Annotated in this window: 19 protein-coding genes; 3 read left to right on the plus strand and 16 right to left on the minus strand. The window is 59.2% G+C overall.

Annotated features, from left to right (window positions below; genetic code table 11):
* Positions 1–2: 2 nt before the first annotated feature.
* The gene (locus tag Q1A85_RS01145) at positions 3–467 is read right to left on the minus strand and encodes a hypothetical protein (RefSeq protein ID WP_299684188.1); all 465 of its coding nucleotides are present in this window, start codon (positions 465–467) and stop codon (positions 3–5) included.
* A gap of 116 nt (positions 468–583) precedes the next feature.
* On the opposite strand from Q1A85_RS01145, the gene Q1A85_RS01150 reads away from it, so the two are divergent.
* Positions 584–2,209 (plus strand): alpha/beta fold hydrolase, encoded by a 1,626-nt coding sequence (locus Q1A85_RS01150; RefSeq protein ID WP_299684190.1) that lies wholly within the window; start codon positions 584–586, stop codon positions 2,207–2,209.
* An 83-nt stretch (positions 2,210–2,292) separates the two neighbouring features.
* Here the strand turns inward: Q1A85_RS01150 and xylA are convergent, their stop codons facing one another.
* From xylA to Q1A85_RS01215, 13 genes are all read right to left on the minus strand, one after another.
* Positions 2,293–3,594, minus strand: a complete 1,302-nt coding sequence (gene xylA, locus Q1A85_RS01155) for a xylose isomerase (protein ID WP_299684192.1) — start codon at positions 3,592–3,594, stop codon at positions 2,293–2,295.
* 31 nt (positions 3,595–3,625) lie between these two features.
* A complete protein-coding gene (locus Q1A85_RS01160; protein WP_299684194.1) occupies positions 3,626–4,837 on the minus strand; it encodes an FAD-dependent oxidoreductase in 1,212 nt (403 codons plus the stop codon).
* On the minus strand, positions 4,834–6,009 hold the full coding sequence (locus Q1A85_RS01165) for an aldose 1-epimerase family protein (protein ID WP_299684196.1): 1,176 nt from the start codon (positions 6,007–6,009) through the stop codon (positions 4,834–4,836). The genes Q1A85_RS01160 and Q1A85_RS01165 overlap by 4 nt, the downstream gene beginning before the upstream one ends.
* Positions 6,006–6,809, minus strand: coding sequence for a 3-methyl-2-oxobutanoate hydroxymethyltransferase (locus Q1A85_RS01170; protein WP_299684198.1), 804 nt, complete (start codon positions 6,807–6,809; stop codon positions 6,006–6,008). Before Q1A85_RS01170 ends, Q1A85_RS01165 begins: the two co-directional genes overlap by 4 nt.
* A 5-nt stretch (positions 6,810–6,814) precedes the next feature.
* Positions 6,815–7,132, minus strand: a complete 318-nt coding sequence (locus Q1A85_RS01175) for a MocE family 2Fe-2S type ferredoxin (protein ID WP_299684200.1) — start codon at positions 7,130–7,132, stop codon at positions 6,815–6,817.
* Between the two features lie 9 nt (positions 7,133–7,141).
* On the minus strand, positions 7,142–8,221 hold the full coding sequence (locus Q1A85_RS01180) for a fatty acid desaturase family protein (protein WP_299684202.1): 1,080 nt from the start codon (positions 8,219–8,221) through the stop codon (positions 7,142–7,144).
* Positions 8,222–8,284: 63 nt separating this feature from the next.
* A complete protein-coding gene (locus tag Q1A85_RS01185) occupies positions 8,285–9,199 on the minus strand; it encodes a sugar phosphate isomerase/epimerase (RefSeq protein ID WP_299684204.1) in 915 nt (304 codons plus the stop codon).
* On the minus strand, positions 9,196–10,302 hold the full coding sequence (locus Q1A85_RS01190) for a Gfo/Idh/MocA family oxidoreductase (protein ID WP_299684206.1): 1,107 nt from the start codon (positions 10,300–10,302) through the stop codon (positions 9,196–9,198). The genes Q1A85_RS01185 and Q1A85_RS01190 overlap by 4 nt, the downstream gene beginning before the upstream one ends.
* A 16-nt stretch (positions 10,303–10,318) precedes the next feature.
* On the minus strand, positions 10,319–11,344 hold the full coding sequence (locus tag Q1A85_RS01195) for an ABC transporter ATP-binding protein (protein WP_299684208.1): 1,026 nt from the start codon (positions 11,342–11,344) through the stop codon (positions 10,319–10,321).
* A complete protein-coding gene (locus Q1A85_RS01200) occupies positions 11,344–12,438 on the minus strand; it encodes an ABC transporter ATP-binding protein (RefSeq protein ID WP_299684210.1) in 1,095 nt (364 codons plus the stop codon). The genes Q1A85_RS01195 and Q1A85_RS01200 overlap by 1 nt, the downstream gene beginning before the upstream one ends.
* Entirely contained in the window at positions 12,435–13,355 is a 921-nt protein-coding gene (locus Q1A85_RS01205; protein WP_299684212.1) for a sugar ABC transporter permease, read from the minus strand. Before Q1A85_RS01205 ends, Q1A85_RS01200 begins: the two co-directional genes overlap by 4 nt.
* Positions 13,356–13,369: 14 nt before the next feature.
* The gene (locus Q1A85_RS01210) at positions 13,370–14,230 is read right to left on the minus strand and encodes a carbohydrate ABC transporter permease (protein WP_299684214.1); all 861 of its coding nucleotides are present in this window, start codon (positions 14,228–14,230) and stop codon (positions 13,370–13,372) included.
* Between the two features lie 73 nt (positions 14,231–14,303).
* Entirely contained in the window at positions 14,304–15,905 is a 1,602-nt protein-coding gene (locus Q1A85_RS01215) for an extracellular solute-binding protein (RefSeq protein ID WP_299684216.1), read from the minus strand.
* A 200-nt stretch (positions 15,906–16,105) separates the two neighbouring features.
* On the opposite strand from Q1A85_RS01215, the gene Q1A85_RS01220 reads away from it, so the two are divergent.
* Positions 16,106–17,107: a LacI family DNA-binding transcriptional regulator gene (locus Q1A85_RS01220; RefSeq protein WP_299684218.1), complete on the plus strand. Its 1,002-nt coding sequence runs from the start codon at positions 16,106–16,108 to the stop codon at positions 17,105–17,107.
* Positions 17,108–17,218: 111 nt separating this feature from the next.
* Here the strand turns inward: Q1A85_RS01220 and Q1A85_RS01225 are convergent, their stop codons facing one another.
* Positions 17,219–18,124: a DMT family transporter gene (locus Q1A85_RS01225; protein ID WP_299684220.1), complete on the minus strand. Its 906-nt coding sequence runs from the start codon at positions 18,122–18,124 to the stop codon at positions 17,219–17,221.
* Between the two features lie 102 nt (positions 18,125–18,226).
* Here Q1A85_RS01225 and Q1A85_RS01230 point away from each other — a divergent pair, with 102 nt between their 5' ends.
* Positions 18,227–18,607 carry a helix-turn-helix domain-containing protein gene (locus Q1A85_RS01230; RefSeq protein ID WP_299684222.1) on the plus strand — a complete coding sequence of 127 codons (381 nt, stop codon included), beginning with the start codon at positions 18,227–18,229 and terminating at the stop codon, positions 18,605–18,607.
* A 39-nt stretch (positions 18,608–18,646) separates the two neighbouring features.
* Here the strand turns inward: Q1A85_RS01230 and Q1A85_RS01235 are convergent, their stop codons facing one another.
* On the minus strand, positions 18,647–19,513 hold the full coding sequence (locus tag Q1A85_RS01235; protein WP_299684224.1) for a mechanosensitive ion channel family protein: 867 nt from the start codon (positions 19,511–19,513) through the stop codon (positions 18,647–18,649).
* Positions 19,514–19,521 lie beyond the last annotated feature (8 nt).

The raw sequence follows: 19,521 nt of genomic DNA on the forward strand, positions 1-19,521 counted from the left end.
GGTTACTGGGTCTTTGGGAACAGCGCGAGCATGGCGCCGCACTCTTCGTTGGTTGGATTTTCGGACATGACCTCTGCACGCGCCTGACCGGCGGTGATCACCTGACCGGACCGCTCGGCAAGCTCGATATACAGCTGGATAAGCTCCTCGCAGGCCGGTGGCGGAGATTGCGCGCCGGATGGTGTTGCCACCATCAGCACAGCACAAAGCGAGCAGATCACTGGAAATCCGCGCACGTGCAGGCGGGTCCAAGGGGGGCATGGCATCATCGCAGGAAACCTTTGGAAGACAGGTGAAAATGGCGCGCGTCGTCCAGGGCAGATCGCCACGCGCGCGCGGGTGCCGCCGGGTACAAAAGCCAGCCAGGTCGCGGCGAAAAAGAAGAATTTTTGGCAACTGGAATAGATTGAATAAATGTCATGCGCTCTGTGCTGACACAGTGGCAAACTCTGATCTATCATCAACATTGATGAAAATTTGCGGTGCTTTCAGGTCAGACGCACCAGAAGTGAAAGAATTTCGTGCCAGTCGCCGGTGGTGACATATTGAAAGACGATGAATGACGTCGAACGCCAAAGACAGGATGCTCAATTTCGTTTCCTCAGCTTACGGGGTTGCGATCCGGCCTGATCGCTTTGACGACTATCTTGAGGCTTGGGACGAATGGTTTGATGCAATCATAGACGACGCAGAGGCCGCCTTGACCGAGGTCTCGCCGGTCATTGCCGACGCGTTGGAGCACTCTGATCATCTGCAAACGACGATGCCGGGCACGGCGCTCGAACGTATCCTTGTCCCTGTGGTGCTGCTCGACGCGGCTGGCACGGTGCTGGCGCTGAATTCTGCGGCGACGAACCTATTTTCCAAAGAGGGGTTAGACGGGCATCGCATTCTGTCCGCGCGCACGCCGATCCTCGACGCTCAAAGCAACAGCAGACACGATGTGTTCAGGATCGGCGGCGGATCGCAGCAAAGAAGTTTCTTGGCCATTGAGACATCGGTAAAGGCCGCCGTCGCCGCCGCGTATCCAGCCGCGCAAAAGGCGCTGTACCTGTCCCTGATGGATTGGAGCCCGACCTTTGCAGGCGAGCTTGCGGATCGCTTCAACCTCACCGAGGCGGAATTGCGAGTCGCACGCGGACTGTTCGAGGGCCGCACGGCGCAAGAAATCTCGGGGGACGTGGACAGAAGCCTGCCAACGATCCGCAGTCACATCAAATCGCTGCTGCAAAAGACAGGCACCAAGCGGCAGGTGGAACTGGTCCAGTTCCTGTCGCTTCTGCGGCAAGTCCTGGATGTGGTGCCGACAGCTGAAGATACGCAAGGCGGCGCGGGATTTGAGCAGATAGAGCTGAACGGACCAACCGGCACCTTGCAGGTTGTGCGATACGGTCGTGGCCGCCCCTTGCTCTATTTCACGACCTCCTCTTGCCCCGAAGAAACCGAGGGGTTTCGCGCAGCATTGGTCACGCAGGGATTTGCCGTCACAGCCCCGGTCCGCCCGGGGTTCAGAAAAAGCAGTCTTGCAGGCGACGACGCATCGGACGAAATGCTGGACGCATGGCTGGATATGCTGTTGGCGGTGAGCGGTCCGAACCCTCTTGTGGTCGGACACCGCGAGGGGGGCATCATTGCGGCCCGCGCCGTCGAACGCCTCGCAGCACGGGGCGAAACGGTGGCTGGGCTAGCCCTGTTGTCGACCGGGGCACCGGTCACCGCATTGACGCAGTTTGACAACACTCCTGCCAGCATCCGCCGTTCATTCGTCGGCGCACATGTCGCAACGCCAGCGCTGCGCTTGGGCTATCAGGCCGCGCGCCGGCTGTTTCACGCTGGCGCCGTCGGGCAAGATCACATTATCCGGTTCTTTCACAAGGACAGCCCCGCAGATCGGGCCCGACTGTCCGATCTCGCGTTTTATGAAACCACGCGGGATCTGCTAACCTTTTGCTTTGAGAATACTGATCAGATTGTCCGGGACGTGGCCCTGTGGGGCAGCGATTGGTCGACGACCCTAAAGGCCGCTCGTGATGCAGCGCCGGTCTTGTTTGTACACGGAACAGCGCATGTGTTTCATCCGATCAAAGACATCAGCGCACTGGCCGACACGCAGGGCAATCTACGACTTCTGGCCTTGCCGGATGCTGGGCAAATGGCGATTTACGAGCAGCCACAAGCCGTCGCCGAAGCCTTGGGCGCAATGACCTAGGGGACCTTTGCGCGCACCAAGAACATACCGCAGCTGCGCGGATCGACACCTCGGAAAAATTTTAACCCGTAGGCCGGAGCTCATTACACGAAACGATTGACCAAGTTTTCAAGACGTTCCTGCCTGCCGGATTTTGGACGCGGATTGATCGCCCTTTGTCTGGTCAGAGTTTCAATCTCTGACAAATCCGATTGCATCAGGGTTCTGCCAAACTCGGTATCCCACACTCCGTACCGGTCGGTACGTGCGTCCTCCAATGCACCATCTTCCAGCAATGCAGCGGCAGCCTTGAAGCCCGCGGCGCAGGTGTCCATCCCCCCGATATGCGCAAGGATCAGGTCTTCGGGGTCCAGCGACTGGCGTCGCAGTTTTGCATCAAAATTCGTACCGCCGGTGGCAAACCCGCCAGCTTTGAGTACCTCGTAATAAGCCAGCGCCACTTCGGGAACGTTGTTGGGGAACTGATCAGTGTCCCAGCCGGATTGGTAGTCATTGCGGTTCATGTCGATGGACCCAAAGATGCCCAATTCCCGCGCCATGGCCAACTCGTGCTCGAAACTGTGCCCGGCAAGGATCGCATGGCCTTGTTCGATGTTTACCTGCACTTCGCCTTCCAGCCCAAATTCCTTGAGAAAGCCGTAAACCGTCGCGACGTCATAGTCATATTGGTGCTTGGTGGGTTCCTGCGGCTTGGGTTCGATCAGGATTGCGCCCTCAAAGCCGGTCTTGTGCTTGTAATCCACAACCATCTGGAGCATCCGGCCTGCCTGCTGGCGTTCGCGTCCCAAATCCGTATTCAACAGGGTCTCATACCCTTCGCGCCCACCCCAGAGGACGTAATTTTCTCCGCCCAGTTTGATCGTCGCATCCATACAGGTTTTGATCGTGGCGGCGGAGAAGGCGAACACCTCCGGGTCTGGATTTGTCGCGGCACCCGCCATGAACCGACGATGCGAAAAAAGGTTCGCCGTGCCCCAAAGCAGTCTGACCCCGGTCGCCTCCATCTTTTCGGCGAAGTGGTCGACCATCTCTTCCAGATTGCGGGTGTTTTCGGCGAAATCCGTGCCTTCGGGACGAACATCGGCGTCGTGGAAACAAAAGAACGGGATGCCCAGCCTCTGAAACATATCAAACGCCACGTCCGCCTTTATCCGGGCCAGATCCATCGTGTCGCCAAACCAAGGACGGTCAAAGGTCTGTCCGCCAAACGGGTCGCCGCCGGGCCACGCAAACGAATGCCAGTAGGCCGCAGAAAAGCGCAGATGCTCTTTCAGGGTCTTTCCCAACACCACCTCATCCGGGTTGTAGTGGCGAAACGCAAATTCGTTTTTTGTGTGCGGCCCCTCAAAGGCAATTGGCGAGATGTCCTTGAAAAAATCTGTCATGTGCGGCTCCTGTGATGTGTCTGGCGGCGGCTCAGCGGCGTTTCAGAATGGCTTTCAGGGGTGTGTCAGGGTCGGACAGCAGCGTCGGATCGGCCACAACGCCGCCGTCCATGAGTCTTTGGATGATCTTGATGTCGCGACCAACGGCATTGCCCGGCGCAAAGCCCGCAGCATATGCAATTTGCCCGTCTGCCCGCGTTTCGATTGCGATCATTCCGCCTTGGGGAAGTCGGCGCAGCACGGTTTGCGTACCCATTGACGGCTGACCGACAACTTGCAGTGAATGGCCGAACTGATCCGACCAGAACCAGGGCGGCGACAGCGGGTCAGGCCTTGCCCCTGCCATGACCTGCCCGGCAAAACGCCCCTGATCCCCGGCCACTTGCCAGGATTCAAACCGCGCCCGCCCCGCACCTGCGATCGGTACATTGCAGCAATCACCAGCGGCAAAGATATCGGGATCTTGGGTAACAAAACGCTCGTTAACCGAAATCCCGTTGTCCGCCCTCAGACCCGCATCCACAGCGAGGTCGGTGTTGGGTACGGATCCGATGCCGACAATCACATGTTCGGCCCGAACGCTTTGCCCGGACGACAGGAACGCGACGCCGTTATTGATGGCGTCAACGGCGGTGCCCGTGTGGACTGTCACACCCCGGTCCAAATGCAAATCCAGCACCATTTTGGAAATGTCAGACGGAACGGCGCGGGCCAGTATCCGGTCCTGTGCTTCGACCACATGAACAAAAGCCTTGCGCGCGGCAAGGGTGGCCGCCAGTTCCAACCCGATGAAGCCGCCCCCGATGATCAAGACATCTGCACCGGCTGAAATACCCTGCGCCAACATCTGCGCGTCGGAGTAACTGCGCAGGTAGCTGGGGCGCGCACCCGGCACGGCATTGGCGTGCAAGCGACGTGGGGATGCACCCGTGGCAAGCAGGAGGTGCGCGTATTGCAGAACCTCGCCCGTGCCCAGCGCGACGGTTCGTGCCGCGCGGTCGATGCCGGTGACGCGTATGCCGCGTCTGAGATCAACGTTGTTCCCGGCATACCAATCCTCCGCAAAGATTGGCTGGAGGCGCGGCGCCACACCGTCCCATTTCGACAAGGGCGGGCGCTCATAGGGCCATTCTGGGTCATCCCCGATCACTGTGATCTGGCCATCATAGCCGGCCTCGCGCGCAGCACGGGCCGCGCAGACGCCACAGTAACCCGCCCCGGCAATGACAATCCCCGGTGTCATCCCCGGCCCGGAATGGCTCTGAAATCGCCGGAGGGCACCGGAAACGGATCGGCCGGTTGCGGCTGGGTTGCCGTGATTGCGGCTTCGCTGCGCTGGATTTCATCCGCGTTTGTCAGGACTTTGAACCCGACGCGGTAGTGGCGGCTGTCGCCATGATCCAGCCAGATCATCTCGCCCCTCTCGCGGGCAAAGCCATTGCCCAGAACGTGATGGGTTGATGGTTCGATACCAAAGGCATAGCCGCCCGATTGCAGGTGCTGCCATTCATAGGCGCAAGGCAATTCGGCCTTGTATGTCGTGACCTCCAACCCCAGCGGCAAGGCATCGTTGATCAGGGCGACAGCGACATTGCCTGCCGCGTCGGCCTTCATCTCGTGCTGCCAGACCTGTTCGCGAAACGTATCAGCGGGACCGGATGGGCGGGCATATCCGACGCCCTGATCCTTGTAACTGTCCGCATGGGCGGCCCAAACCACGTCTTCGATGGGGGCCACATACCGCGCGCCATCAGCAAGAACCGGGTGGCCTATGTTGATATGATAGCACAGCATATGCGGCGTGCGGTTAAAGCCGCGGTTGCGCACCTCGTCGCTGAGCGCGATGTCATTGGTGCCAACCTCAACCTCGACGCGGCGGATCAGCTCAAGGTCTTCGGCAAAGACCGCCGCCTGCCGAACACACCCCTCGGCCCAAAGAAAGCATCGATCACCCTCCCAGCGTTCGCCATAGCCCGTCAGCCGGGCTGGCAACATGCCGATGCGCCCGTGTATGCCGTATGATGCGGTGGGGCGACCGGGATAATTGTACTCCGGCACCTCTGCCTCATACCCGCCAAGGATGTGATCCAGACCGCAGGTCATCACAAGGCCCGAGAATGAACGCATGAACCCCAAACCACCTTCGCCTTCGGCCTCGTGCAGGGCCGGGTTGCGGAACCCCGCGGAAGAGTTCCAGCCAATGGCCATTCCGTTGTAGTCGCAACTGCCGATATCGAGGCACCGGTCCACCATCAAAGTGAAACGCAGGCCTGTTCCGGTGCGAAACTCCAGCGCCCTTTGGCCAGCTTCCGCACCGTCAGACAGCACCATCTGCCGGACACCGGCAAACTGGGACAGATCACCGGACAAGGCCGCAACCTCGCGCCGGGTCAGGTCTTGCCCATAAAGCCTCATGTGGCTGCATCCAGTTCCGAGAGGAATGTCGCCAACTCGCTTGGGTCCATTTTGACGATGTGGCGGTCTTCTGGATAGGCGCGGCTGTCTACGTCGGCCTTGAACTCACTGAATGCCGCAATCCGCTGGTCCTGAAGGCGTGCGAATTCGGCGTTGAAATCGCGGTAGACCTTGCCATGGCGGGGCATTTTTCCCTGCGTCTGGCCCAGAATGTCATCGGCAAACAGGTATTGCGCGTCACACCCCGTTCCTGCGCCCATGGAAATTAGGAACAGCGACGTGCGTTTGCAGATCTCCTCCGCCACCTCGACCGGGACCACCTCTATCTCTGCCCCGAAAGCTCCGGCGGCTTCGTATCTGCGCACCGCTTCCATAATCTCCATCGCGGACCGGGCGGTTTTGCCAACGGCCTTGAATCCCCCGGTCCAAGTGGCGCGGGACGGGATCAGCCCCACATGGCCGATCACCGGGATCGCTTCATCCGCCATCTTTTTCACCGTGCCAAAACCTGCACTGCAATAGACCGCATCGGCACCCGCCCGGTACATCTGGAACGACCAGCGCAGAAAATCATCCGGGCCGCCGATCTCATAGAAATTATCGCCGGGCATGGAAAACAGGCTGGGCGCTGCATCGCGGTATTCGCGGTTCAGCATCAGGTCCGGCGGGATCGAAACGATGTCGATGCCCGCTTTCTCCGCCGCTTCCGCCTCTTGCAGGGTCAGCACCCGCAGCATGGTCAACTGGCGCGTGCCGCGGATTGCGCGCAGGTCTGCAATGGTGGGTCTGGTTCGGGGCATCGGGGTCACTCACTCAGTTGGATTTGAACGCGGTCACCCTCAACGCGCACCGGATAGGTGCCCAGATGATCACAGGCGGGCAGGCGCGTGGCCTTGCCGGTTGTGTAATTGAACTGGCCATTGTGCTTGGGGCATTCGATGATGTGATCCATCACCAACCCGTCGGCCAGATGCACCTGTTCGTGGGTGCAGAGACCGTCGGTGGCAAAGAATTCCCCTTCGGGCGAATGGTAAATGGCAAAGCTGCGCGCCCCATGATCAAAGCGAATGACATCCTCTTCCTCGATGTCGTCGGTGGCGCATACGTCAATCCAGTCAGACATCAGGGCCTCTCAAATCTCGTGAAGGTCTTCGCGGTATGGTTTCGCGGTCGGCGGCAAGGCGCGCCGGACATAGTAATCCTCATTGCGCAACTGCCGCAGAAACGCGGGGATCATCTCGCGGTAGCCGTCCCAGATCGACGGGTTCGGTGCGGGCAGGTCGTGTTTGATCAACGCGTGCAATTGCGGCAGCGCATGGAACGGCACCATCGGGAACATGTGATGTTCGACATGGTAGTTCATGTTCCAATAGATGAAGCGGCTGACCGGGTTCATCAGCACCGTGCGCGAGTTTAACCGGTGATCCGTGACATTGTCTGCCAGCCCGCCGTGCTGCAAGAGTCCGGTCATCAGCATATGCCAGCACCCATACATACGCGGGCCACCAATGAGCACCAGCGGCAGCCAGGACCCGATGGCAATCGCCGTCGCAATCGTTGCCGCATAGATGACGACATGCACGCGCGCTGCGGCAACGGCCTTGCCGTGCTCAGCCTCGGGGACGAAACTCCGCTCGTGTTCCTGCAACACACCCGCCGCATTCAGCAACAGCGCCTTCATCGAATACCAGACATCAAAGATGCCGACGAAGTTCAGCACAACCTTGAGCAAGTCCGGCGGGCGCATCACCGCGATCTCGGCGTCCCGCCCCACGATCACGGTATCGGTGTGGTGGCGTGCGTGGCTCCACCGCCATGTCACCGGATTGCGCATCACAAGAAAACTCGCAAAGTGATAAACTGCATCGTTCATCCACGCCGTCTTGAACGCGGTGCCGTGACCACATTCATGCCAGCGTGCGTCGCAGGCGGACCCGTAAAGCACGCCGTAAATCAGTACAAAGGGCAAAACCCACCACGACCCCCAAAGGGCGATGACGGCCAAACCTGACACCCCCAACAGGCCAAGCCAGATAAGCGTGTCCCGGATCGCGGGCCCGTCGTGACGCTTCATCAACGCCTTGATCGCCTTGCGGTCCACGTCGGTGTGATACCACTCGGCCGAGGCCAGTCCGCGCGCAAAAGCCAGCTGCGCGTTCTCGTCAGACAGTCGATAGTCGCGTGGCGGAATGTTGGTTGTCACAGTGGTCACGTTCGGCTCCTGTTCTGAGGGTTGGAGAGGCACCCGGACCCGCCAAGGTCCGGGCGCGGCGTGTCAGAGACCGTTTTCAGACAGCTTCTGATCCAGAAACGCCTTGGCGCGCGGCACATCGCTTTCGTCCAGATGCTCGATGATCATGGAGATGTTGGGATGCTTTTTCGCCAACCTCTGCAAATACAGATCGTAGTTCAGCACACCCAAGCCCGGCGCGGGCAGTTCGATGGCCCCAACACCGCGGAATGTGTGGCTTTCGGCGGCATCATCATCGCCGATATCGGCGTGTTTTTCCGCACCGTCATCTTCGGCGCGGGCGACATCCTTGGCGTGCGCCAGATAGATCTTGTCCGACAGGGCATCAAAGACATGGTTCAGCGTCGCGTCCATCTTGTCGATGTTGTGATCCTCAAAATAGTTGGTGGGATCCATGATCAGACCGAGGCCAGGATGATCGACCTCTGCAAACATGCGCAAGGTTTCTTCGACCGAGCCGACGACGTTGTTCACATAGGTTTCCAGCAGGAACACCGCCCCGTGGTCATAGGCATATTGCGCCAGTTCCGCGATGACCGTGCGGCAGTCGTCCCAGCCCTCTTCGGTCTTGTTTTTCGGGTGGTGCACCCAGTCGCTTTCGGTATCGAAGGTCCCCGTTTCAGAGCAGACATAGGGCGATCCCAGATACTGCGCGTGCCGCAGGATTTCCTTGAACCGATCCAGCAGAACCTTTCGCTTGTCGAGGTCGGGATTGATGATGTTGGTGTAGCATGAGATGGCCGAAACCGGCAGGTGATGGCGTCGAAACGTCTCGCGCACCTGAACACATTTGTCTTTGGTGATCTGGCCGTCCGTGACATCCAGGTCTTTGAAATGCATATCCAGTTGCACACAATTGAAATTGTGCGACCGGATGACCTTGGCTGTTTCTTCCAAGGTGTAGGGAAAATACCCCGAGAATATACCTGTCTGCATCATGTTGTTGTTCCTCCCGTTCCGTGTTTGATGTCGTTCATGCGCACGGTTTTTCCGTGTTCGATGGATTGATAGGCGGCCTCGACCAGCGCCATGGTCCGGACATTGTCAGCCACGTTCAGCGCAGGTTCCGTCCCGGTTTCTGCCGCGTATTGCAGCTGTTCCATCACGCCGATGAAGGCGTGCGGAAACCACATCGTGTCCCATTCGGGTGTGACCCATTTGCCGTTCGAGTGTGTTGCGCTGGCATAGCTGAGGGTGGAGGGCGCGCCTGTGGGCCAGCCGATGCTGCCCTTGGCGACACCCTTTGTGCCCTCGACACGCCACGTGATCACCTGATCGTCCTCAAACCCGTCTTGCCGTGGTCCGGCCCATACGTCCTCCAGCGACAGCGCCAACACACCCGAGGCAAAGCGCAATGTCGTGGCGACAATGCCGTCGTCATGGTCAAAGCTGGTTCGTGGGTCCTGACGTGTGACGGACGTCACTTCTGCCACCTCCCCGAACAGGAACCGCAACGCGTCCAGATGGTGGATGCTCATATTCGCCAGCGTCAGTCGGTCATACTCGGCCAGAAACCCTTGCCAATGTGGGATGGCGTTCATGTTGATCTGTGCAAAAACAGGATCACCCAGCGCACCCTGATCCAGAAGCTGCTTGAGCACCTGCATGGACTGGTCAAACCGCATGTTCTGGTTGACCGACAGGATCTTGCCCGCTGCGACGGCTTCATCGCGCAGGGCAATCGCCTCTTCCAGCGTCAATGCCAGCGGCTTTTGGGCGAGGATCGCTTTGACGTTGGGGGCGGCCAGCGCCGCGCGGATCAGTGCAGGCTGTTGGTCGGGTGGATAGGCGATGTCCACAATCTCGACATCTGGATCTGTGATCAGAGCGGCGGGCGTGTCGTGGACCACCGGGATCGACCAGCGTTTGGCCACTTCTGCCGCGCGGGATGCAGTGCGTGAGGCAATGGCGACAACGTCAAACCCGGCCTCGGCATACGCCGCCAGATGGCATTCCGCCATGATCATGCCAGCACCGATGCAGCCGATCTTGAACTTGTTTACCCGGATATCCGGGTCTGGCTTCAACTCCAGTTGTGTCATCTTCACACGCCTTTCTTCATGCCGCGGGCAGTGTATTGCCCAGCGCATCGAAACAATGCAGCCCACCGGCATCCACACTCAATTCTACCGCAGCCCCGATGTCATGCTTTGGCTGGCCGCGCAGCGCGGCCTTCCAAGTCACGCCCGCTGCCTCCACCGACAAAATCGTTGTCGCCCCCAAGGGTTCGATCGCAGTCACGCGCCCCGGTCCCGCCTTTTGCGCCACCCTGAGGTGTTCAGGGCGGATACCAACCGTTTTTGCGCCACGATCCAGATCAGGTGCATGTGTCAGCGCACCGGCAGCTTCGGCGGTGCCCGCCATGTTCATCGCAGGCGCGCCAAGCATCGAGGCGACATATGTGCTGTTGGGTGCATCATAGAGATCATGGGGCGCACCAATCTGGCGCACGCGGCCTGCGTCCAGGATCAGCATCTGGTCAGATACCGACATCGCCTCTTCCTGATCGTGGGTCACGTAGATCAGCGTTTTCGCCATGTCTTGCTGCATCCGGCGCAGCTCTACCCTTGTTTCCTCGCGCAACCGCGCATCCAGCGCCGAGATCGGATCATCCATCAGATAGGCCACCGGGTCGCGCACCAACGCACGCGCAATCGCCACGCGCTGACGCTCGCCACCCGACAGCTGGGCGGGCGGTTTGTGCAGAATGTGGGCCATATGCAGCTTTTCCGTCACCTCCGCGACACGGGCGGTGATCGTGGCCGCGTCGATCTTGCGCTCCACCAGCGGAAAGCGCACGTTTTCCAGCGCCGTCATGTGTGGAAACAGGGCAAGGTTCTGGAACACCATCGCGACGTTCCGGTCCGGCGGGCTGACGTCGTGCATGGGCTGCCCATCAAAAAAGATCTCACCGCTGTCAGGTGTTTCCAGCCCCAAGATGAGCTTCAGGATTGTGGACTTCCCCGACAAGGGCGGGCCAAAAAAACAGAAGAACGCGTTGTCCGGCACTTCAAAGCTGACCTGATCGACCGCCACGACATCGCCATAGGACTTTGAAACGTTATCAAAACGGATGGAGGCCATCAGTGCGTTCTCCCCCCAAGCGCTCGACCGGTGACGGGATCAAACAGGCGAATGGCGTCATCTGGCACGGCAAAGGTCCAGGCGTCGCCTGCCACGGGTGGCGGGACATCGGCAGGCAGAACAGCCTTGGCCAAGGATGCGCCTTGTTCCATATGCACGATGGTGCGCGCCCCGATCCGTTCGACAAAGGTCACCTGCATCGTAAGTCCTTGATCGGCTGCATTGATCTGTTCTGGCCGAAACCCGATTTGGACTTCGCGCGCTGCTTGCAGTGCAGCTGCGCCTTGCATCGCCGGTGACAGTGTCACTGATCCCAATCCGGCCACCTCGGCGGAGACAGTATCGGCATGGCGGGTCAAAGTGCCTTCAAGGATGTTCATCCCCGGCGCGCCGATGAACCGGGCCACAAAAGCGTCCGCAGGGTTGTTGTAAATCTCAAGCGGGGTGCCGACCTGCAAGAGCTTGCCGTGATCCATCACGGCGATCCGGTCGGCCATCGTCATGGCTTCCAATTGGTCATGGGTCACATAAACCATGGTCTGCCCAAACTGACCCTGAAGGCTTTTCAACTCGGACCGCATGACCGCACGAAAGGCGGCGTCGACATTGGACAGCGGTTCATCCAGCAAAAAGATGGCCGGTTCCAGAATGGCAGAACGCCCAATAGCGAGGCGTTGCAGAATGTTGACCGACAGTCCGGCGGCCGGGCGGTCCAGCATCGTCTCAAGTTGCAGGAGTTCGGCAAATGCCTGCACGCGCTTGGTGATCTCTGCCGCTGCGACACCTTGCGCCCGCGGACCATAGGCGAGGTTTTCGCGCACCGACATATGCGTGAATATCGCATAATTCTGAAAGACGAACCCGACGCCGCGCTTGGCCATGGGCACGTCGACAATGTCCCGCCCATTGAACCGGATCGCCCCGGTTGACGGGCGCAACATGCCCGCAATCATGTTCATCGTCGTCGATTTGCCGCAGCCCGACGGGCCAAGCAAAGCCATGAATTCCCCGTTTGCAATGGTCAGGTTCATGTCCGCAAGGGCCGTGAAATCGCCAAAGGTCTTGCCGAGGTTTTCCAACACAATCTCGCTCATGTGCCCTGCCCCCGCTGCATCCGCTTGATGGCAAAGACGGACACCACCGACAGCACGATCAGGATCGCCAGCGCGATGGCCGCGACATAGCTCCAGATCAGTTCCTGTTGCGTGACCTTGTAGATGTAGACAGAGATCGTTTCGGTCGCGACGCCGGGGCCGCCGCCGGTCATGATGAACAGCGTGTCGAAAATCTTGAAAATCTCAATGACCCGGATCGCCAATGCGATAATGATGATCGACTTCATCCGGGGCAGCACGATGGTAAAGAACCGCCGCCACCACGAAGCCCCCAGCAAAATCGCCGCCATCTGTTGATCTTGGGGCACGCTGATCATGCCAGCCAGCAGGATCAGAAACATCAGCGGCGTCCACTGCCAGATGTCCGCGACCATCACCGCAATCAGGGCAAGGTCGGGGTCAGACAGCCACGCAATCCGCACCGGGTCACTGGTGAACAACGACAACAGATCGTTCACCGGCCCGCCCGACTGGAACAGCATGAAGAACATGTATCCGGCCACCGCAGGCACCACCATCATCGGCACCAGCAATGTGGAATAGAGCACCCGCTTGCCATGAAAGTCGTCAACAAAGAGGACAGCCAAACCAAGGCCCAAAAGGAACTGAACAGGCACGCAAACCGCCATGACAAACATGGTCCGCCACAGCGCACCCCAGAACCGGCTATCCGCCATCAAGTCTGTATAATTCAGCAGACCAATCCAAAGCTCGTGCGCCCGCCACCATGGGATGCCATCCAGTGGCGACCAGTCCGTCAAAGAGATGTAGACCTGCATCAGGATCGGAAACAGCGCAATAAAGAGGACCAACAACTGCGCTGGCAACGTCAGCCACAGGCCCAATCCCGCGCCGGTCGATGCAGACGCGGCTGGCCGTTCGGCAACCGGTTCCATGGTCGACGCGTTTGTCATTCTTTCAGCGCTCCGAATGTCAGGCCGCGCACAAGGTGCTTTTGGATCGCGATGCCCATGATGATCGGCGGCACGGCTGCAATCACACCCAATGCGGCCTTGGCCCCATAAAGCTGGCCCGTCATGGAGGATGAAAGCGAGGCCATATAAACAGGAATTGTCGCCCAATCGCGTGTCGTCAGCAGCAACGCGATCAGATAGTCGGACCAGTTCAGGATAAAGACAAAGAGCGCAGAGGACGCCAGCGCAGGCCGCATCATCGGCAACGTGACCCGTACAAACACACGCCAGCGTGTGCAGCCCTCGACCAACGCCGCATCCTCAATCTCGCGCGGCATGTCGTCAAAAAAGGTCTTCATCAGCCAAAAGGCAAAGGGCAGCGTTACGATCCCATAAATGAGCGACAGCCCGAACCAGTTGTCGATCAGACCCAAAAACGACCACATGATCATGACCGGGATCATCACCGCCATCGGTGGAAACAGGCGCAACTGAATCAGCGCTAGGGGCAGATTGCCGCCCTGTCCGAACCGCGACAAACCGTAGGCCGCCGCTGTGCCAGCCGTCATCGCAATCAGCGTTCCGAATGTGGCCGTCAACAGCGAGGCAAGGATCGGACGCCCCGCCGTGCGCTCCAGCGCCACGATCAAATCGGTCGAGGATTGGCCAAAGATGAACCTGAAATTGTCCAGTGTCGGGTTGCGCGGCCACCATGTCAGGTCGGCACCGGCAGCAGACCATTCGGCAATCGGCTTGAACGCCATGGAAACCATCCAAAGGGTCGGCACGAGCGAAATCGCGACGATGCCAAGGATCACGGCGTATCTGAAAATCTCGAAAGGGATCGCGCGTTGCATGGATCATCCATCAGTCGGAAACAGGCGGGAAGAGGCAGGCGGGAGCCCCTGCCTCTTCTCTCGGGGTGCGGGCTCAGACCGGATCAATCAGGTCCGGCCAGGCCGCCTTGTTTGCACGCACAGCTTCGACCAGCTTGTCCTCGCCGACACGGCGGGCGATGCGTTTCCACTGGCGTTCGGTATTAGCCATGGCGTCCTCGGGCGACATGGAACCGGTCAGCGCCGCGGTCAGGTTTTCGTCCAGCGCGTTGTGGAACGCCGTTGCCCCCGGATAGTTGATGGTCGGCACCGTCCGGCGCACGGATTCGCGCACGATATCCATGTGGTAGTCGTGATAAGTCTGGCGCACCAACGGGTCAGAGAAGTTGGCCAATTGGAACGGGTCAAAGAACCCGCCCGGATTTGCCGTCATCCACGAATAGATCCGCGACGAACCCAGCCATTGCAGGAACAGATAGCACAGCTCGGGATGCTCCGACTGGGTCGAGACCGAGGCCGACAGATTGAACCACAGCACAGTCCGGCTGATACGCCCATCGGCATGGTCCCTGCCGGGCGGCAGGTGCGACCCGACTTTGCCCGTCACGGTCGAGCCGTCATTGCCGGGATTGTCGAGGAACTTTGGCAGGTTGGAAAATGCGCATGTCATCGCGGCACCCCCCGTGGCAAAGTTGCCGTATTGCTCCGGCCAGCCCCACGAAATCGCGTCCGCCGAGTGATGCGACAACGACGCGACATATTCGGTCGTTGCCTGCACCCCTTGTTCAGAGTTGATCAATGCCGTGCCATCGTCTGCAAACAGGAATTGGTTGGGCGAAGCCATGGTGACGTATCGCTGATACCAGTTGGTGTACCCCCAGCCCTGATTGCGCAGATCGGTGCAGCCGATCAGACCGTCATCGGGGCGATGAAAGAATGCGGCAATCTCATCATGCTCTTTCCACGTCTTGGGCGGCGCCAGCGCGTAACCATGCGCATCCGCAAAGGCGGCCTGCTCCGCCGGATCACCAAACAAATCGGTCCGGTGGTTCCAGGTCTGAAAGTCACCATCAAGGCACACACCGTAGGTCGACCCACGGTAGCCGTTCAGCAGGCTGACACCCTGTGCCCCTCCGACATAGCCACGCTCGGGCATGTCCCATTCGGGCTTATGGGTTTCGACATACTCATCCAGATTGACGATACCGCCGGACTCCGCCAGATCACCCAAACGGTTCCATTCGACCGCATAGATATCAAACCCACCGCCCTTGGTAGAGATGTCCTGCATGACCTTGGTGAATTCCTGGCCGTTGGGCACGCCGACGATGTCCAGCGTGATACCGGTTTCCTGCTCCCACAGCTCTTTGATCGACGGCGCACCGGCCGGGAAAGGCTGTGTGATCTGACCGATGGACCCATCCGACAGGCCCAGAACAATGCGGTCTGGCGCAGAACCTGCATCTTTCATCGCACGCACCGCGTTTATCGCGCGGCCTTCGGGTGTGTCGGGGCCATACTGATAGCGTTCCGCACCGTCAAATCCCGTGGGTCCCCCCATCATACCATCGGCAAGGTCCGTGGCGGCGCGCGCACGTTCGGGTCGCAGATACAGAGGTGTCGCAACCGCCAATGCAGCGGCTCCGGTTGATGAGGTCAAAAACGACCGTCGTGACAGTGTGGATTGATTAGGCATTTTCCCTCCCAAGGGATCTGAATGTCCCTGCTGAGACCAGCCTTGATAGGAAATGATTTCTTCGCAAACATCATTGCACTTCATTTTCCACCATTTTCCGTCGATTTGGTCATTCACGTTCCATTTTCGCGGGAATTACCTTTCCTTTCTGCAAAATGATGCTTTTTGATGGGTGATGATGGATCGCAGCGAGGCACCCCATGAAAGTCACCTTGGCAGAGATTGCGCAGGAGGCCGGCGTATCGGTTACAACCGTTGATCGCGTCCTGAACGACCGGACGGGCGTACGCGACCGTACGCGGAACATCGTGCTCGAAATCGCGCGTCGGCGGGGCTGGTTTGGTCCCGTTCAGGAAGAAGCGGCCATTCGTATGGATTTCGTTCTGCCCGCAGGCAGCAATTCGTTCATGGGATTGCTGCATCAATACCTGCTGGAAGAGGCGCGCAACTATGGCGGGATCCAACCGATGGTGCATGTGGTGGATGGTCTTGACCCGGATCACATGGCCCTGCGGCTGAATTCGTTGGTGGGCAAAACGGACGCGGTTGGTCTGGTCACGCTGGATCACCCGTCAGTGCGCGCAGCCATTGAAGCCCTGTCGGAGAAAGGGGTGCCCGTCGCCTCGCTGGTGTCCGACCTGCCGTCTTTGCAAAAGACCGGCTACATCGGCATAGACAATCGTTCCGCGGGTCGGCTCGCTGGTTTGCTCATGGGGCGGTTCCTGCACCCGGACAAAAACCACAAAGTGGTCATCGTGATCGGCTCGCTCAGCTACCGGGGCCACGAGGAACGGGAGATGGGCTTCAAGTCGATTCTGTCACAGGATTTCCGGAACCTGACGATTGTGGAAATCGTCGAAGTCAGCGACGATCGGGACCGCGCTTATACCGAAATGCGCCGCATCCTCGCCGACGACCCGCCATCCGCAATCTACAGTATCGGGTCGGGCAATCAGGGGATCGGACAAGCATTGGCCGAAGCGGGCATTCACCGCGATGTCGTCTTTATCGCGCATGATCTTACCGGTGCGACCAAGCGGATGCTTTTGGACGGAACTCTGGATGCGGTGATTGATCAAAACCCGCGGGTCGAAGCGCGCGAGGTGGTCAAGTTGCTCGCATCTGCGGTTCGGGGGGCTGCCGAACCCCAATATCTGCCGCGCCTCCAAGTGGTCTTTGCCGAGAATATCCCGGCGCTGTGAATCGCTGCCAAAAGTCGCATCCAAGAGAGGGTTCCACAGGTGATCCACAGGGACGGTCGCGCACAGGCTGCAAGACGGCATGTGATGTCGGCGCGCAACCGTTTCTGACCGTCACCTGCGCCGCGGCCAACCGACCAGACCCGAGCTGAGTGCAATGGCCAAAAGGACAAGGGCCAATCCGAGAACGAGCGCGGCAGTGACCGCCTCACCCAACAGGATTGCGCCAAGCAACATGGCCGTAATCGGATTCAATGCGATGTAGATCACCGTCGTCGAGGGCGGCAACCATCGCAGTGCCCACGTGAAAAGGGCGAATTGCACGGCACCCGCAATGGTTCCGAAGAACAAAAGCGCGCCCCAGCCGTGGGGTGTGAGCACCGGCCATGTCGGACCGCCAGACGTGACAAAAGATACGACGAACAAGGCGACCGCACCGAACATCATCGCCAGAGCCGTGACAAAAAGTGGACCGTGCGCCCGCAAGCTGTGGCGGCTGAAGACTGAATAAAGTGCCGCGCAAAACACGCCCAAAAGCATGTAGACATCACCACGTATCGCACCCGTTTGTACCTCACCCAGCGCAGCGGGACCGAACACCACCGTGACACCAAGGAATGCAAGTGCCACAGCGGCGATTTTGCGCCCCGTCATCGCCTCACGCCCGAACAACGCCGCAACGATCAGCGTTTGAATGGGAACAGTGGCAAGCCCCACCGCACCGCGTGCCGCCGGGATGATATCCAGCGCTGCGTTGAAACCCCACGTGAAAAGGCAAAAGAACAACACACCAAGACCCGCAATCGTCGCAACATCACGCAATGACAGGCTGTGCTTTGGCCACAGAAACGGCAGGACAGGCAGAAAACACATCGCGCCGATCAGATAGCGCCAGAACGCCAGCGACACAGGATCGACATCAGCGACGACGAACCGGGTCGCGACGACGGCAGTTCCCGCGCTCAGCGCTGCGGTCGCGGCAGCGGCATGTGCGATGAGGGTTCGCCGTGTTTCGTCCATCTCTTTGACCCATCACTTTAATTCTGCAAGTGACCTCGTATCAAGGTAACTTCATCTTTGCAAGTGACTGTGGTAAACTGCTTTGCGGACCCACAAGGAAAGGTGAACGAATTGGACGGCACGCTCGATTTTCGCTCGCGCTGTTCCATCGCGCGCAGCCTCGAAGTGATCGGGGACAAGTGGACGCTTTTGATAGTCCGCGATCTGATGTGGCACGGCAAAGAAACGTTTCAGGCGCTTCAGCATAGCGAAGAGCACATCCCGACCAATATCCTGTCCAGCCGGCTCAAGCGGCTGCTGGAACTGGGTTTGGTGGAAAAGTCGCCGTATCAGAACCGCCCCGTCCGCTACCGCTATACCTTGACCGAAGCAGGCCGGTCGCTGGAGCCGGTGTTGCTGTCCCTCATGGATTGGGGGCACGCACGGCTTGGCGGCGGGCGCTACGATCCCACGACCGGGCAGACTGCGGAAAACCCGCTTTGACCGGAAAACCCTACGCCCAAATGCCGCCCGTCAGCAGCGTCACGCTTCCTCTGCCTGCGCAATGGGCAAAGGCTCCTTGAACGTCAGCGTCCGATACGGGAACGGAATTTCGATCTTTGCATCATCCAACGCGCGCTTGACCTTTGCCACAACCTCATCCCGCGACGCACGCACCTCGCCCGGTTTGGAACCACACCACCACGTCACTTCAAAATTGATTGAGGACGACCCGAACTCCTGTGCGAAAATCTGGATCGGCTTGTCCTGCTGGACAACGCTGTCACAATCCGCAACGGCGGCGCGGATCACGTCGCGCGCCTCGTCCACATCGACATCGTAGGCTACGCCACAGATGACCGTCACGCGGCGCGTTGGCAGGTGCGTGCGAATGACGACGGGGTTCTTGAACAGGATCGAGTTGGGCACGATCACCAACTGTCCATCAGTTTGTTGAATATGGCTTTCGCGAATGGCGATGTGTTCCACTTCGCCCTCGATCCCTTCACACTCGATATAGTCGCCAATCCGCATTTCGCGTCGGAACAGGATAATGATTCCGGCAAGGAAGTTTTCGAAAACATCCTTAAAAGCAAAGCCAATGGCGACAGAGCCGATGCCAAGACCTGCGAGGATGCTTGATGGTGTGAGCCCCGGAAAAACGATGACCGCCGCAATCATTAGCCCGAGAATCCAGACTAGGATCGATGACAGAAGGGAAAACAGCTCTTTGAGGCTGGGCCGCAGTTTCGTGCGCGCCAGCACGCGTTCAACCACAAAGCTGACGACCTTGTTCAGCCCGATGGTGAGCAGCAGAACAACTACGGCCACTGCGATCTGAGGCAGCAGTTCGATGGACCCCCGCGCGATCTCGCGCAGTTGCGTAATCAGGATGTTAATCGGTTCCAACGCCTTTT

Source organism: uncultured Tateyamaria sp., from assembly GCF_947503385.1.
Taxonomy (GTDB): domain Bacteria; phylum Pseudomonadota; class Alphaproteobacteria; order Rhodobacterales; family Rhodobacteraceae; genus Tateyamaria.